14 protein-coding genes and 1 tRNA gene are annotated in these 15,104 nt (G+C 33.1%); 6 read left to right on the forward strand and 9 right to left on the reverse strand.

Annotated elements, in window-relative coordinates; translation table 11 throughout:
• The first annotated feature begins 4 nt into the window (after positions 1-4).
• Complete coding sequence (locus tag IMCC3317_RS12825) at positions 5-1,006, forward strand: PorP/SprF family type IX secretion system membrane protein (RefSeq protein WP_160129898.1); 1,002 nt, start codon at positions 5-7, stop codon at positions 1,004-1,006.
• A gap of 91 nt (positions 1,007-1,097) precedes the next feature.
• Here the strand turns inward: IMCC3317_RS12825 and IMCC3317_RS12830 are convergent.
• The 3 genes from IMCC3317_RS12830 to IMCC3317_RS12840 form a co-directional block, all read right to left on the reverse strand.
• Positions 1,098-1,171 (reverse strand) — tRNA-Asn (locus IMCC3317_RS12830).
• Between the two features lie 101 nt (positions 1,172-1,272).
• On the reverse strand, positions 1,273-2,604 hold the full coding sequence (gene rseP, locus IMCC3317_RS12835; RefSeq protein ID WP_160129899.1) for an RIP metalloprotease RseP: 1,332 nt from the start codon (positions 2,602-2,604) through the stop codon (positions 1,273-1,275).
• 118 nt (positions 2,605-2,722) lie between these two features.
• Entirely contained in the window at positions 2,723-4,477 is a 1,755-nt protein-coding gene (locus IMCC3317_RS12840) for a M1 family metallopeptidase (protein ID WP_160129900.1), read from the reverse strand.
• Between the two features lie 138 nt (positions 4,478-4,615).
• On the opposite strand from IMCC3317_RS12840, the gene IMCC3317_RS12845 reads away from it, so the two are divergent.
• The 4 genes from IMCC3317_RS12845 (at position 4,616) to IMCC3317_RS12860 (ending at position 7,893) form a co-directional block, all read left to right on the forward strand.
• Positions 4,616-5,284 (forward strand): SCO family protein, encoded by a 669-nt coding sequence (locus tag IMCC3317_RS12845; RefSeq protein ID WP_160129901.1) that lies wholly within the window; start codon positions 4,616-4,618, stop codon positions 5,282-5,284.
• 88 nt (positions 5,285-5,372) lie between these two features.
• The gene (locus IMCC3317_RS12850) at positions 5,373-5,600 is read left to right on the forward strand and encodes a FeoA family protein (RefSeq protein WP_160129902.1); all 228 of its coding nucleotides are present in this window, start codon (positions 5,373-5,375) and stop codon (positions 5,598-5,600) included.
• A 12-nt stretch (positions 5,601-5,612) separates the two neighbouring features.
• The gene (feoB, locus tag IMCC3317_RS12855; RefSeq protein WP_160129903.1) at positions 5,613-7,769 is read left to right on the forward strand and encodes a ferrous iron transport protein B; all 2,157 of its coding nucleotides are present in this window, start codon (positions 5,613-5,615) and stop codon (positions 7,767-7,769) included.
• A 4-nt stretch (positions 7,770-7,773) separates the two neighbouring features.
• Positions 7,774-7,893 carry a FeoB-associated Cys-rich membrane protein gene (locus IMCC3317_RS12860; RefSeq protein WP_160129904.1) on the forward strand — a complete coding sequence of 40 codons (120 nt, stop codon included), beginning with the start codon at positions 7,774-7,776 and terminating at the stop codon, positions 7,891-7,893.
• 16 nt (positions 7,894-7,909) lie between these two features.
• On the opposite strand, the gene IMCC3317_RS12865 is transcribed toward IMCC3317_RS12860, so the two are convergent.
• On the reverse strand, positions 7,910-8,557 hold the full coding sequence (locus IMCC3317_RS12865) for an outer membrane beta-barrel protein (protein ID WP_160129905.1): 648 nt from the start codon (positions 8,555-8,557) through the stop codon (positions 7,910-7,912).
• 120 nt (positions 8,558-8,677) lie between these two features.
• On the opposite strand from IMCC3317_RS12865, the gene IMCC3317_RS12870 reads away from it, so the two are divergent.
• Positions 8,678-8,929: a hypothetical protein gene (locus tag IMCC3317_RS12870; protein WP_160129906.1), complete on the forward strand. Its 252-nt coding sequence runs from the start codon at positions 8,678-8,680 to the stop codon at positions 8,927-8,929.
• Between the two features lie 325 nt (positions 8,930-9,254).
• On the opposite strand, the gene IMCC3317_RS12875 is transcribed toward IMCC3317_RS12870, so the two are convergent.
• The 5 genes from IMCC3317_RS12875 to IMCC3317_RS12895 all read right to left on the reverse strand — a co-directional run bounded on the left by IMCC3317_RS12875 (position 9,255) and on the right by IMCC3317_RS12895 (position 14,946).
• Positions 9,255-10,637 (reverse strand): metal ABC transporter permease, encoded by a 1,383-nt coding sequence (locus IMCC3317_RS12875; protein ID WP_160129907.1) that lies wholly within the window; start codon positions 10,635-10,637, stop codon positions 9,255-9,257.
• Positions 10,630-11,760: a metal ABC transporter permease gene (locus IMCC3317_RS12880; RefSeq protein ID WP_160129908.1), complete on the reverse strand. Its 1,131-nt coding sequence runs from the start codon at positions 11,758-11,760 to the stop codon at positions 10,630-10,632. The genes IMCC3317_RS12875 and IMCC3317_RS12880 overlap by 8 nt, the downstream gene beginning before the upstream one ends.
• Positions 11,761-13,386: a DUF3843 family protein gene (locus IMCC3317_RS12885; RefSeq protein ID WP_160129909.1), complete on the reverse strand. Its 1,626-nt coding sequence runs from the start codon at positions 13,384-13,386 to the stop codon at positions 11,761-11,763.
• A 72-nt stretch (positions 13,387-13,458) separates the two neighbouring features.
• Complete coding sequence (locus IMCC3317_RS12890) at positions 13,459-14,199, reverse strand: hypothetical protein (protein ID WP_160129910.1); 741 nt, start codon at positions 14,197-14,199, stop codon at positions 13,459-13,461.
• A gap of 9 nt (positions 14,200-14,208) precedes the next feature.
• Positions 14,209-14,946 (reverse strand): metal ABC transporter ATP-binding protein, encoded by a 738-nt coding sequence (locus IMCC3317_RS12895; RefSeq protein ID WP_160129911.1) that lies wholly within the window; start codon positions 14,944-14,946, stop codon positions 14,209-14,211.
• Positions 14,947-15,104 lie beyond the last annotated feature (158 nt).

Consider the following 15,104-nt stretch of genomic DNA (forward strand, 5'->3'; position numbering starts at 1 on the left):
CACTATGAAATTAAAATTATGCATCTTTATTATTGGTTTATGCTTTGTGCCTAGAATGCAAGCACAAGATCCAATATTTTCACAATACTTTTTGGTGCCACAAACCTTAAACCCTGGATTTGCAGGATTTATGGAAACAACACATGTCGGAATTGTTCACAGAACGCAATGGCCTGCATTAGGCTTCAGAATTGATACAAATTATGCTTTTCTAAGCACTTGGTTTCCAGAAGCAAATAGTGGTCTTGGTGTTAGCTTTTTAAGTCAGCGCGAAAATCAAAGCAGTTATTCGTTTTCACAATTTAATATCAATTATGCGTATCAAATTCAGTTAGGTGAAGATTGGTATTTTAGACCAGGCTTAGAAGTTGGTCGCGGACGGAAAAACTTTGGCTTTCAAGGATTGGTGCTGGAAGATCAAATTAATATTCAGACTGGGTTTATTAATACTTCATCAATTGATTTGTTATTGTTAGAAGAAAACGTCAATTTTTGGGATATTTCTGCGGGACTTTTGTTTAATACCGAAAAAGCGTGGATTGGAATTTCTGCAAAGCACTTAAATAGGCCAAATATTGCATTAGCTGCGAATGGAAATGCTCCGTTAGAAACATTTTTTTCTATTAGTGCTGGATATGAATTTTTGGTAACCGATTTTATCGATGTACGTTTCTTACCTTTTGAAACACGATTGCTAGTTACAGGAAATTATATGAGTCAAGGCCGTTTTAATAGATTCGATTTAGGAACTTCACTTTCTGTTGGACGATTCTTTTTAGGAGCGACCTTAGTGACAAATCCTTCTAAAAATAGTGGAAACAGTCATGTATTAACGTCTGTGAACGCATTTACAGGTATGCAATACACCAACTTCAGATTTGGAATTTCGTATGATTTTAATACGTCTCAAATTGGACGTACTGGTGGCGTGTATGAACTTTCATTAACATATCAATTTGATTCGGAAGCCAAAAGATGTTATGGTTGTCCTGATTATCAGAAATAATCAACGCTGTTAATTCACAAAAAATTTAATATTACATTTCAATTTACTCCATAAAAAAAGCCACTATTTCTAGTGGCTTTTAAAAGCTTTGCTCCTCCTCAAAGACTCGAACTTTGGACCCTCTGATTAACAGTCAGATGCTCTAACCAACTGAGCTAAGGAGGAGTGTTATTGCTTTTTGCGGTTGCAAATATATGCTATTTTTTATTTCGAACAAATATTTCTTTTAAATTTTTAGAAAGTTTTTTGTTCTGTTCTGTTTCTTATTAAGAACCACCTTTGAATAAGTTCCAAATATCGTTTCCGAAGATGACTACCATTAAACTCATAATGATTACAAAACCTACTATTTGACCAACTTCCATCACTTTTTGCGATGGTGCTTTTCCAACAATCATTTCATATAGTAAAAACATTACGTGTCCGCCATCTAAGGCAGGAATTGGTAATATATTTAAAAATGCGAGCCATACAGAAAACATTGCCATGAATCCCCAAAAGAACTGCCAATCCCAAGTAGTTGGCATCATTTCCACAATTCCAATAGGTCCTTTTACTTTCGTATATCCTTTAATAATAGGATTGAAAATTAGTTTGAATTGCTTTACTTGGCGTACTAATATATTTATTGTTTCATCAAAACCTCTAGGAATTGCTTCAAAAAAACCGTATTCTTTTGTGACTACCAAACGACCTATTGCTTCGTCATTATTTAATGTAATTCCTATTACAGATTTATCTGAAACTAGTACAGGTAACGTAAGTTCTCTACCTTCTCTGTTTACTGTTATTTGTAATTCTTTATTTTTACTAGCGCCAACTTTAGTGCTAAATTCATCCCAAAATTGAATTCTATCACCATTTACAGCAACAATTTCATCCTTTTCTAAAAGTCCCGCTTTTTTTGCATTGGTACTGTCTTTCACAGTTCCTATGATTGCTGCATATCTTGGGGTTACAAAGTTTCTTCCTTGACTGTCTAACGCTGCTTTTTTACCTTCATCACTTAATGGAAATGTAACCTGTTTTCCGTTACGCATTACCGTTACTTCATCGCCGAGTAAAAGATCTATATTTAAATATCTATCTAATTTTTCGACTTTATTACCATCGATCATCAGGATTTTGTCTCCTGTTTTTAAACCAATTTTCTCACTGATTGCATCTACATATAAACCATCTTTAATTTGATCTACTGGAATATACGTTTCTCCATAATATGTAAATAAGGATATGTAAATAACCCAAGCTAATAAGAAATTTACAATAACGCCACCTAACATAATAATGAGACGTTGCCAAGCTGGTTTTGAACGGAATTCCCACGGCTCTGGCGGTTTATCCATTTGCTCTTTATCCATGCTTTCATCAATCATTCCAGCAATTTTCACATAACCACCTAATGGAAGCCATCCAATTCCATATTCAGTATCTCCAACTTTCTTTTTAACTAAAGAAAACCACGGATCAAAGAATAAGTAAAATTTCTCAACTTTTGTTTTGAAAAGCTTGGCTGGTATGAAGTGTCCCAATTCGTGAAGAATCACTAGAATTGATATGATAAGGACAAACATTATAATCTGAATAAATAATCCCATTTGTATGTAAAATGTTTATAGAACGCACAAAAGTAAGCTTTTAAGATTACTTAAAAAAGGGTTGCACACCGAAGTTGTGTTTTTAGTCTATTTACTTGGATACGTTGCTAAATATGAATTATTTTCCGGCGGTAACTGAAGTGGTTTTGTTCAATGAATTTTGGATAGAAGGCTTGATTTCTAATTCTGCAACTGCCTCAATGTCAATTCCAATGGTGTTGTTTTTGGAGATTAAATCAAATTTTGAATCCATGATAATTTCTGCAATTTCAAAATCAACTACTATCGTAAATTCTTGACCGTTGAATGTATTATCTAACGTGATAATTTTTTCTTCTCCTTGTTGTCCGATTACTAAAAATGGCACATTCATTTCAAAGTAATCAACTTTTCTGTTTGATTGTTCTTGATTCACTTTAATACTAACTTCACTTTCTTCAGACTGATACCAAGCAACATCATACGAAGGATATCCTTCACCGTAAATCCAATCGTTAAAAAATTCATTCAAATCTTCTCCGCTTTCGTTTTCTAGATGTGCTTGTAATTGACTTGTATTTGCGTAACCGTATGCTAATTCTTCATCATCCAAATAATTTCTAATTCCTTGAAAGAATGCTGCATCACCTAATTTTTTACGCAACATATGAATTACCATTGCGCCTTTGTTGTAACTTAATCTAGAACTAAAAATACGCCCAACATTATCTAATTTTTCATCTTGCACATAAACTGAACCGTTTCTTGACGTTGTAATGTCTGCAATTTTTCCACGTTTCCAGTTGATAAAATCTTGTTCGCCATCAAAATGATTCTCTACCAAACCTGATAAATACGTTGCAAAACCTTCATTTAGCCAGATATCATTCCAAGAATCACACGTTACTTTATTTCCAAACCATTGGTGTGCCAATTCGTGCGCGATTAATGATCTGCTAAAATTCCCCATAAACGAAATCGTAGAATGTTCCATTCCGCCACCATATTCAAACTCTGCATGACCATATTTTTCATCTTTAAAAGGATAATCTCCAAATAAATCTTGAAACAGATTCATAATATCAACCGTTACTTTCGTGTATTCTTCTGCTTTTTCTTTCGATTCTGGATATACATAATTTACAATATCAAAACTATGCCCATTTCTTTCTATTGTTTGCGAAAACACTTCGTAGTCTGTTACCGCAATTCCAATTAAATACGAAGGAATTGGGTAGTTGTGTTGCCAATGCGTCGTCACCATTTCTCCATGTTCTTCTTCTGATATTGCCATTCCATTAGAGACAGCTTTGTATGCTTTAGGAGCAGTGATGATTACATCAATTTGATCAATCTTATCTGTTAAATCTTGTTTACACGGCCACCAATCTCTTGATCCGTAAGGTTCAGACATCGTATATAAAGAAGGTGTATTATTATGTGTTGTTGTTACAAATCCGTCGCCGCCTGCATTTTTATTTGGCGTTCCTTCATATATAATAGTTACTTTCTCCGTAGCGTTTTCACAAATACCTTTTGCGAATGTGATGGTAAGTTCGTTGTTTTCGTGTGTGAAGTTTAGGGTTGCTTCTTCTGTAGTGATAGAAGCTACTTGTAAATTATCTGATAAATCAAAAACGATGGTGTCTGTATTTTCTAAAGCGCGAAATTCTGTAGTTACTTCTCCTTTAATATAATGTTTTGCGGGATCAACTTCTAATTGAAGTTTATGATATAACAAATCGTATGAAGCTGTATGTTGATTTGCTTGAAAATCTTGTAATTGTGCTGCCTTATTGTGTTCTCCTTGTGCTACATCAATTAGTTCTTGACCAGATTGACTGTACGCAATAAAAGTCCACAAAAAACCAATGGCTAAAATGGCTTTCTTCATAGTTAAGTTTGGTTTGGGACTAACAATATAGGATTTTTTCACAATCAAAAATAAAAATCGTAAATTTGTACAGCGTTTTTTCGATGAAGTGCGTGAATTAAATCGATGAACGGTAAATTAATACGTCAAACAACCTGAATGTTAGCATTTTTTAAGAAATACAGACTTTTTACGATTGTAATGAGCTGTTTATCAGTAATCATTCTCATCACTTTTTACTTTGCTTTAAAAAAGGAAAGAATGCTTAAGGTATATGAGCCCGAAGATTTTAATTCAGAATTAGTTGATCCTTCTATACAACATGTGAGAAAGTATCATACGATTAAAGATTTTAAACTCGTGAATCAAAATGGTGACACTATTACGCAAGAAACCTACAAAGACAAAATTTATGTAGCCGATTTTTTCTTTACAACCTGTCAAAGTATTTGTCCTGTGATGACAAAAAACATGGCGCTCATTCAAAAAGAAATTTTAGATGATGATGATATTCTGTTATTATCACATTCGGTAACTCCCGAAATTGATTCTGTTGCACAACTAAAACGCTATGCAATTGAAAAAGGTGTGATTGATGCAAAATGGAATTTGGTCACAGGCGATAGAAAACAAATTTACGATTTGGCACGTAAATCATATATGGCTGTAAAATCTGACGGTACAGAAGGTTACGGAATGATTCATACCGAAAATTTTGTATTGATTGATAAAGAAAAGAGAGTTCGCGGAACCTATGATGGCACAAACGATGAAGAGATTCAAGAACTTCTGGGAGACATCAAAATCTTAAAAAAATCTTACAAATAAATTCATTTAAACTTTTTCCAAAAGGAAGTTTTCTAACTAAAATTTTTATCTTAAATTTGCTTCTTTAAATTTAATCTAAATAAACGTAATGTTGACTGTTGCAGAATTAAAAAAGGGAGAAAAAGCAATAATCCTTGATTTTCCTGTCGATACAATTCCGCTGAAACTCATAGAAATGGGTTGTTTGCCCGGAAATGAAGTCATGTTGGTTCAAACCACACTTTTTAATGGTCCTTTATTTTTAATGATTAATGGTAGCAATATTGCAATTAGAAAAGATACTGCAAAGGAAATTCTAATCGAAAAAATAGTATAATCCTATTGGCTAATGAGTGATGCAATGATAAAAGTAGCGTTAATAGGAAATCCAAATACAGGAAAAACTTCGCTTTTTAACCATTTGACAGGATTGAACCAAAAAGTTGGAAATTACCCTGGAATTACGGTTGATAAGAAAACTGGAATTTGCAAACTTTCCAAAACGCAAAAAGCCACTATTTTAGATTTACCAGGAACGTACAGTTTGAACGCTTCCTCAGCAGATGAAAAAATCACGATTGATACGTTAAATGATGCAACGAACGAGTTTTCTCCAGATGTTGCTGTTGTTGTCACTGATGTAGAACAACTAAAGCGTAACTTGTTAGTTTTCACGCAAGTGAAAGATTTAGAAATTCCAACTTTGTTAGTCATTAATATGGCGGACAGAATGCAATCGAGAGGAATTTCATTAAATATTCCGCAATTAGAAGCAGATTTAAATACCAAAATTATAGTCATCAGTTCTAAACTTCAAACAGGAATAGACGATCTTAAAGAGGCGATTATTAGTTATACTTCACTTTCAACCGAACGTTGTATTTCTGCGGGGAAAATTGAAAATAATACGATTACACATCCTGAGTTATTGACGTCTTTATCTGCAATAGAACTCAAAAAAGTACAACATCGCGAAACCATTATTCGGTATCAATTTATCAATGCAGCGCTTAAAAAATCGTATAAAATTGATCGCTCAAAAGCATCTGATTTACAAGCAAAACTCGATCGTATTTTTACACACAAAATATTCGGATATGTGATTTTTGGAGTCTTATTATTACTTATTTTTCAAGTAATTTTTGAATGGAGTTCGGTGCCAATGGAATTCATTGATGGTGCGTTTGGCTCGTTGGCAGATTGGACAAAAGAAACCTTACCCGAAGGAATGTTTACCAATTTACTCGCCGAAGGAATCATTGCAGGTTTGGGCGGAATCGTCATTTTTATTCCACAAATTGCGTTTCTATTTCTATTTATCGCCATTTTGGAAGAAAGTGGTTATATGAGTCGAGTTGTCTTTTTGATGGATAAAATAATGCGCCGATTCGGCTTAAGCGGAAAAAGTGTTGTTCCTTTAATTTCCGGTGCTGCGTGCGCAATTCCGGCAATTATGGCAACCAGAAACATTGAAAGTTGGAAAGAACGTTTAATCACAATATTAGTCACGCCATTTATCACCTGTTCGGCTCGATTGCCTGTATATGCAATTTTAATCGCGCTCGTTATTCCGAGTGAACGCGTATTTTGGATTTTTAATTGGCAAGGAATTACGTTGATGGCTTTATACATTATCGGATTCGCGATGGCGTTGCTTTCGGCATACATTTTACACAAAACATTAAAGATTGAAAGTAAATCTTATTTTGTTGTAGAAATGCCAAAATACAAAGTTCCATTGTTTAAAAATGTAGCATTTACAGTAATTGAAAAGACCAAAACGTTTGTGTTTGAAGCTGGAAAAATCATTTTAGCAATCTCAATTATATTATGGGTTTTGGCGTCCGTTGGCGTAAATGAAAAATTTGATAATGCAGATGCGATCATTACGGAATCAGTTTCCAAAAATGGTTTCAACGAGATTCAAGAAGTATCTTTAAACAATAAAGTTATTCGCTTCAAGCAAAGTTTAGCAGATGAAGCTTCAGAAGCAGGAAAAACGATTACTGCACAAGAGATTAATTCAGCCATAGCTGAAAAAACACCTGAGTTTAGACAAGCAGTTATTGACGATGAAATTTCGGCATTGCGTTTAGAAAATTCTGCGTTAGGAACTATCGGAAAAGCAATTGAACCTGCGATAAAACCTTTAGGATACGACTGGAAAATAGGAATTGCCTTAGTAAGTTCATTTGCCGCGCGTGAAGTGTTTATAGGAACGTTGGCAACAATTTACAGCGTAGGAAGCGAAGGCGATGACGAAGAAGCAAATACGATTAAAGCAAAAATGGAATCGGAAGTACATGCGAGTTCAGGCAAAAAAGTATTTACGTTTGCTTCAGGAATATCATTACTATTATTTTATGCGTTTGCGATGCAATGTATGAGTACGTTAGCCATTGTAAAACGGGAAACCAACGGCTGGAAATGGCCAATGGTTCAGTTATTTGGAATGACAGCTATTGCGTATGTAGCAGGATTAATAGCGTATCAATTATTAAAATAGAACTATGATTCAAGGAATATTAGTTGGCATTACGTTTAGTATCGCAGTTGGTTTTATTATTAAAAAATTCTTCTGGAAAAAGAAAACCGCAAAAGCGTGTGGAAAAGACGATTGCGGTTGTTAATTTATTTTTTATTCTTCTAGAAATAATAACTCAATCCGAAAAGTAAGTTAGATGAGTTTAAAGAGAAGTTAATGTTATTCGTTTTAACATCTGTTCCTGTCGTTTCGTTTTCAACTTTATCTGTTGTATATCCTAAAGCTCCAATGGACGTTTCTAATCCTAAATTTTTGTTCAACATCCAAGTAATTCCTGGTCGTACACCAATAAAAAATCTATTTGATGTACTGCCATCTACGCCGTTAAACTCAAAATTCGTATACGAATATCGCGCTTCTCCTTGGATATAAAACGCTAATTTTTTTCCAATTCCTTTGTAATAACGTACATATGGAAATATGTTATATGAACTTGCTTTGGTTTCACTATCAGTAACTCCATTAAGCTCATTTTCTCTTGAGTTGTAGCCATAACCCAATCCGAGTCCTAAAAAGAAATCTTCGCTAATAGCATATGCATATGACGGACTAATGCTGAATCCGAAATTTTTACTTTCTTGTGTTTGTGTAGTTCCTTCAACATCAGAATTGCCAATATTCAAAGTAATACTTCCGTTTATTAATTGAGTTCCTTTCGCAAACGTTAGTTTGTCAGAAGTAGTTGCGTCATCTTGCGCATTTACAAACATAGCCATAAGAATGCATACCAAAAGTGTAATTTTTTTCATTGTTTTTGTTTTAATGTATGAATTAACAAATTTAGTATAGCAGAAGTTTTTAGGTAGTCTGTTTAACAAATTTTTATCGGTTTTGCATTCAAGATCAAAAAAGAATACTAAATTTATAGCATGTCAATTTCTTTACTCTTTTTCGCTCCTATACTTTTAATTGGTGTTGGTTATTACTTTGACTACAAAGATAATCCTGCAGTATTCATGTCCAATCTAAAAGGTGGAATGCTGTATTTCTTGGCGTTATTTCTATTTATTGCGATACAAAAAGTAGTGTTTGGAGTTGGTTTGCTACTATTAGTACTGCAAGTTGCCGTATTTATAATAGGATCATTTTTGATAAAATTCTTGATTCAGAAGGGAAAATAAAAGCATAAAAAAAGAGAACGCTAAGCCTCGTTCTCTTTTTTTGTAGTTTCTAGTTGACTTTAAGCAAATCAATAGAAGACTAATATTTAAAATTACTCAAAGTAAAGATACATTGATTCTCAAAATTTTAAATTTTATTTAGATTAATGTACGTAACGAATCGTTAAACATATCAATTTAATAGATGAACGGTAATTTTCAATTGTTTAAAGTACTGTTTTTCAATTTACTAACGTTTGATCGTCGTTATTTAAACGACACATAAGTGTCATTGACGGAATGTGTGTTTGCTTATGCTTTATTTATCTTCTAATGCTGGCTGAAGTTATCCTCTGAACAAGAAGAAATCATCTTTCATTCCTTCAATTTCAGTATCTTTATTTGTAATGATATAATCGATGGCTTTTTCAGTGAAATCTTCTCCTTTTGCCGTTAACGAAATGATTTGATCCGTTATCGTAATCATATTATTTTTTTGAGCCAATTCCACAATTGATTTTGATCGGATGCGTTGCCAATTAATGTGTTCGTTTAAGTGTTTTACATGACGTTCGCTTTCTTCTGTATGATTGCGAATGTGTAATAAAAAGACCAACAACATGATTTCAGTTTTCTGTTGTCTCACTTTGTAGTAGCCAAAAATAACACCTCTTTTGGGTAAAATATAAATTAAAAATGTTGTTAGGATTGCCGTAATTCCAAAAATATATACATAATCTAAAAAAGTAAATTGTGAAAAAATAGCTTTTAGCTTCTGCCATAAAAGTAAGTGTTCCAAACCATCTGTAGTTTTTCCTAAATATTGATGAAATATAATGCTTGTTCCTGCAATAAAACTCACCACAATTGAAGTAATTATTGGTTCATATACAAGCAAAAACAAAACTGCTAAAACCGTTGTCATAGAACCCGAAATAGAAGCATCTAACATATGTGCTAACCAATAGCCTGAAATTGCCGCAAACACACCAAAAAAGCAAGAAAGCAATAGCATTTTCTTTAAGTCTTTGGTAAATAAATAGGCGGTTGCCGCGGGCGCAATCATGAGCGCGACGACTAATATTGGCCCAACTGCATCAAACGCGCCAACAATGGTAATTGACGAAACTGTCATGAGTCCGTAATGCATTATAATTGGCGAGAAACCAAGTGCAGCCGCCAAACCTGCGTCAAATGTGCTTACTTTTAGTTCTTTGAAAAACAAAAAGAGTAAGACTAACGTAATCAACAAAATTGTTCCAATAACCCAAATGGCTTTTGGGCCAAGATTGATGCATGAATCGGCAATTCCTTCGGTGCAATTAATTAATAACGGATCAAAAGGTGCAAAACTTAAATCGCCAACCATTACCGAATCGATATCTAAATGTACATCATTTGCGTTTTTGGCAATTAAGATAACTCCAATACTGAATAGTGCTGGAAATACGAGCCCGATTGCTGTATCTTCTTTTACCAAGCCAGTTTTCTGGATAAACTCCACCAACATTACTGTGATAACACCAGTTAAAGCAGCTAAAACAATTAATAAAGGCGAAGAAGTATCTTTCACAATAAAAAAACCAATTACAATTCCTAATAAGATGGAATGACTAATTGCGTCGCTTATCAACGACATTTTCCGCAATACCAAGAATGTCCCTGGAATGGCACAGGCAACTGCTACGAGCGCCACGATAATTTGGATGATAATTTGCGCGCTATTCATGCGTATTTCTTATTTGTTGATCGTATAAATTTGCCGCAGTTTCAAATCCTTGTTGCGTCATAGACCATTTTTTTCCTTTGATTTTTACATAATTCAAATCGACCAATTCCTGTAATGATTTTTTAGAAAACCCTTGAAAACCATTTAATATATTAATCATATGTGGATGCGAGATATTTTCATGATTTTTGGCAATTCCGTACATAAATGCCAACGTTTTTTGCATTTTGATGTTATTTCTGTTTTTTCGGAATCGAATTTCTCTGAATAATAATCCTCTGTTTGGCGAGAAAATAAACGAAAATAATACAATACTTGCTGCAACTAATACAATGACTGGACCTGTTGGTAAATTACTTTGACTTGCGCTAATTCCGGTGCCAACAACTCCTGAAAATGCTCCGAAGATTGCTGCCAAAATCACCATAATTCCTAAGCTATTTGTCCATTGTCGTGCGGCGGCGGCTGGCGCTAATAACATCGCGCTCATTAATACAACTCCAACGGTTTGCAATCCTAAAACAATGGTAATTACAATAAATGTTGTGATTAAAATGTCAATAAATGTTGTGTTGAAACCGAGTGTTTTGGTATAATCGGCATCAAAAAGTAAGATTTTAAATTCTTTCCAAAATAATAATAAAATGACTAAACAAACTCCTGCAACAATTGCCATGAGCCAAACATCTTTTTCTAGTAATGTTGCGGCTTGCCCAAATAAATATTTGTCCAATCCTGCTTGACTGGCATTCGGTTGTTTTTGAATAAAAGTTAATAATAACATTCCAAAACCAAAGAATAAGGAAAGTGTTAAACCAAGTGCAGTATCCGATTTTAAGTGTGTGTTTTTCGTAATTCCGCGAATCCAAAATGTTCCAATTAATCCACTAATTAAAGCGCCAATTAATAGCGTATTGTTGTCTTTTGCGCCCATAATTAAGAATGCAATAGCAATTCCTGGTAAGGCTGCATGCGAAATTGCGTCACCTAATAAACTTTGCTTTCGTAATACTGCAAAACTTCCCAACATTCCGCAAATTGCACCCAATATTGCCGTTCCAAGCGTTATGGTACGTAAGGTATAATCTTCAAAAACAAGCGATATGTATTCTTGAATGTCCATTTATGAATTACCTATAAATGTTATTCTATTTTGCTCTTCATAATGATTGATTTTACTGAATTGCAATAAAAAGTCTAATTCCGCTATATATTCCTTTAGTGGAGATTCTTTTAAAATAGACACTTTATTTTTGAATTTTTTTATAAAATAATGAATCAACTCAGGAGAATATTCTGGACTAAAAAGCAAGCTTATTATATCACTTTTTGTAATTTCAAGAAGGTTAGAATTGTGTGTTTCATTTGGAAAAATAGTTTCTAGCCCATAAAATATTTCTATTCCACTTGAAGGATTGAAAAATAATACTACTTTTTCATTTACATCGATGAAATTTTGATCTTCTTCTTGGTTTGAAAATTCTTCATGAAAAAAACCTTCTTTTTTGATTCTTTCTTCGGATTCCTTAATTTCTTCTTTGGATAGTTTTAAAGTATCATTATGATGCGTTATGAAAGACTGTATAAAATCATCCACTTTATTTTCAGGTAAAGTAATTGTAAGACTTCCTTTATTAAGTTTTAAAAATGTCTTTTTTTGATCTTCTAAAAAAGATTGTGTGTATTCAGTAGGATTCAAGAAATTTACAGAAGCTCTATCTACTGCTGAATTTTTTTGATCCAAAATTAAATCAGCATTAAACTCTTGTTTATAATAATTACCAGAAAACCACCAATAACCTTCCCATTTTACTAAACCTATGTATAATATTTCGTCTTCTTTTAAATTGTTGTAATCATCAAAAGATTTTTTAGTTAATTCAAAAGATTTTCCAGAAGCAATATGCTCTAAATATATAAGGTTTTTATCTTGATTTTTATAAAGAAAAAAGCCAACTACTCTTTTTGAAATGGTTTCAGCGCCTTGCGTTTTTTGATGTGTATTTTTCAGAAAATGATAACCCCATTCTGAAGCACTCATTGCTAATAAAGAGCTCTTTTTGTTAAATGTATAAGTTTCTCTGAACTCTCTAATGTAGCTTAATTTCATGTATTCTTCTTCATCTTTCTTTTCAAGTAATAGTTCTTCTAATTCTAAATCGTGTCTTTGATTGATATCAGGATAAAAAAGAAACCCACTAAAAATAACTTTTTGAATAAATTCTCTAACATCATAAAAATCAACATTTTTAGCTAATGTATAGCATGTTTTTAGCTTATCGTTTTCTGGCACATATTCATATTCTTCTTCAAAAACTTCCATTGCAGATAAAGAAATATCTAAAATAAATTTATTAAAAGGACTAATAGAATGCTCTTTTTGAATTGTATTGATATAATACCAAATTAAAAAAGAAATATCTTGAATATTAATATCTCCTTCATTATAGTCCTGATTTGCAATTGCATAAAAAGGTAACTGTTTGTTATTCTGACTTTTATATTGTTGTTGAAAGGTTTCCCAAAAGCCTATTTTACTAATAACATCTTCAAAATAAGACACTATAAAACAAGTGAGCATTTTAAGATCATCTTGGCTTATATAACTGAGCAGAACTATTTTTTCTCCAATATCTATTTTAGCATAAATAGTATTACAAATATTTAAATAATAGAGATCAATATTGGTTTCGTTGGTATATGGTTTTAATTGTAGCCAATGATTGATATAAATTTGATCTTTTTTCATGTCCTTTTATATATTGCTTTTTTTATTTTTAGTAACTTCAAACCATAGCTAATATTATTTGCCCTGATTGTTTTATTGTTTAAATATTTTTCCGTTAAAAGTCAGTATACATTTTTTCCCTGTCGGTTTGTAAAATTCCTTTTCTTCATCCCAAACAAATTCATTGTGTGAGATTTCCTGTGTTTTCGTGTTTATTTCTAACTCAAATTCGTATCGCCGCGAAATTTCAAGCACATAATAATTCGCTCCTTTTTCAAAAGCAGATTTTCGTTGTAATGTATCATTTTCAAACTCGTAATAGGCTAAAATTTTATGCTCATGTCCACTTCCATGCGTTCCCCAACCTTCTAATAAATAGCCTTTTTTAAGTTGATAAATTTCAATAATGACAACATCTCTGAAGACTTCTTCATCGTCATAATCCATTTCTTCACTTTCTTCTTGAAAAGAAAAAACAGCGACTCCATTGGTGGTTTTGTGTTGAACCAACGTTTTGAGCATATGCCAACTTCCGCCCATGCGATTGTCCCAGCCAAAAGTTCTTATTTTTTTATCTTTTGAAATAGTTATACGAATAAGTTCAGAAAGTTTGGCAAATGAATAATTCCAGCTTTCTTTGTTGGAAAGTAGTGTTTTCAGTGTGGTTTCAAATTGAATTACAACTTCTTCCAAGTCCATTTCTGGATCATTAGAACGCAATTTTTGCAAGATTGTAATCACTTTTTCTTCTTCTACTTTCATATCCGTTTGCGAGAAACCTGAAAGCGAATAAAAGCTTATAAATAGTACTAGAAAGATTGTTTTTGTTTTCATATACTGAAATTATTCTTGAACACTTACTTTGTAATTGATTCCGTAGGTTTTAGTCAAATTATCATCATTAAAAATATCTTTTACTGGACCTGTTGCTATTTTTTTTACGTTTAAAAAAGTTACCCAATCAAAATATTCAGGAACAGTTTGTAAATCGTGATGTACCACAACAACTGTTTTTCCTGCTTTTCGTAATTCCTTGAGAATGTTGATAATCGCTTTTTCCGTAGTTGCATCAACTCCCTGAAAAGGTTCGTCCATAAAATAGATGGAAGCATCTTGCACCAACGCTCTCGCTAAGAAAATTCGTTGTTGTTGTCCGCCCGAAAGTTGACTGATTTGTCTACTTTTAAACGGCAACATTCCTACTTTTTCCAACGCTTCTAAGGCTGCTTTTTTTTCTTTTTGTCCAGGACGCTTTATCCAACCGAGGCTTCCGTATGTTCCCATCATGACAACATCTAACGCAGTTGTTGGAAAATCCCAATCTACACTTCCTTTTTGTGGAACATACGCAACTAACGAACGTTGTTTTTCATACGGTTTCCCGAAGATAGAAACTGTTCCTGCAATCGGTTTTATAATTCCCAAGATTGCTTTTATTAACGTAGATTTTCCTGCGCCATTTGGCCCTACAATACACATTAATACACTTTCAGGAATCATTAAATCAATATCCCAAAGTACTGGTTTGTAGTTGTATGCAACTGTAAGATCATCAACTGTGATGGCGTATTTTTGTTTCATTTCTTAGGTTTTGGGTTTTGGATCGCTTTGCTTTTGGGTTTTTGTTGATTTGTTTATTCGTTATTCGTCTTTTTGTTAATTTGTTTACACTGAGCGGAGTCGAAGTGTTGATTTGTTATTTCTGTGAAACTTTTCACTTTTCACTCTTAACTCTTCAC

The sequence above is a fragment of the Kordia antarctica genome (genome assembly GCF_009901525.1).
Lineage (GTDB): Bacteria > Bacteroidota > Bacteroidia > Flavobacteriales > Flavobacteriaceae > Kordia > Kordia antarctica.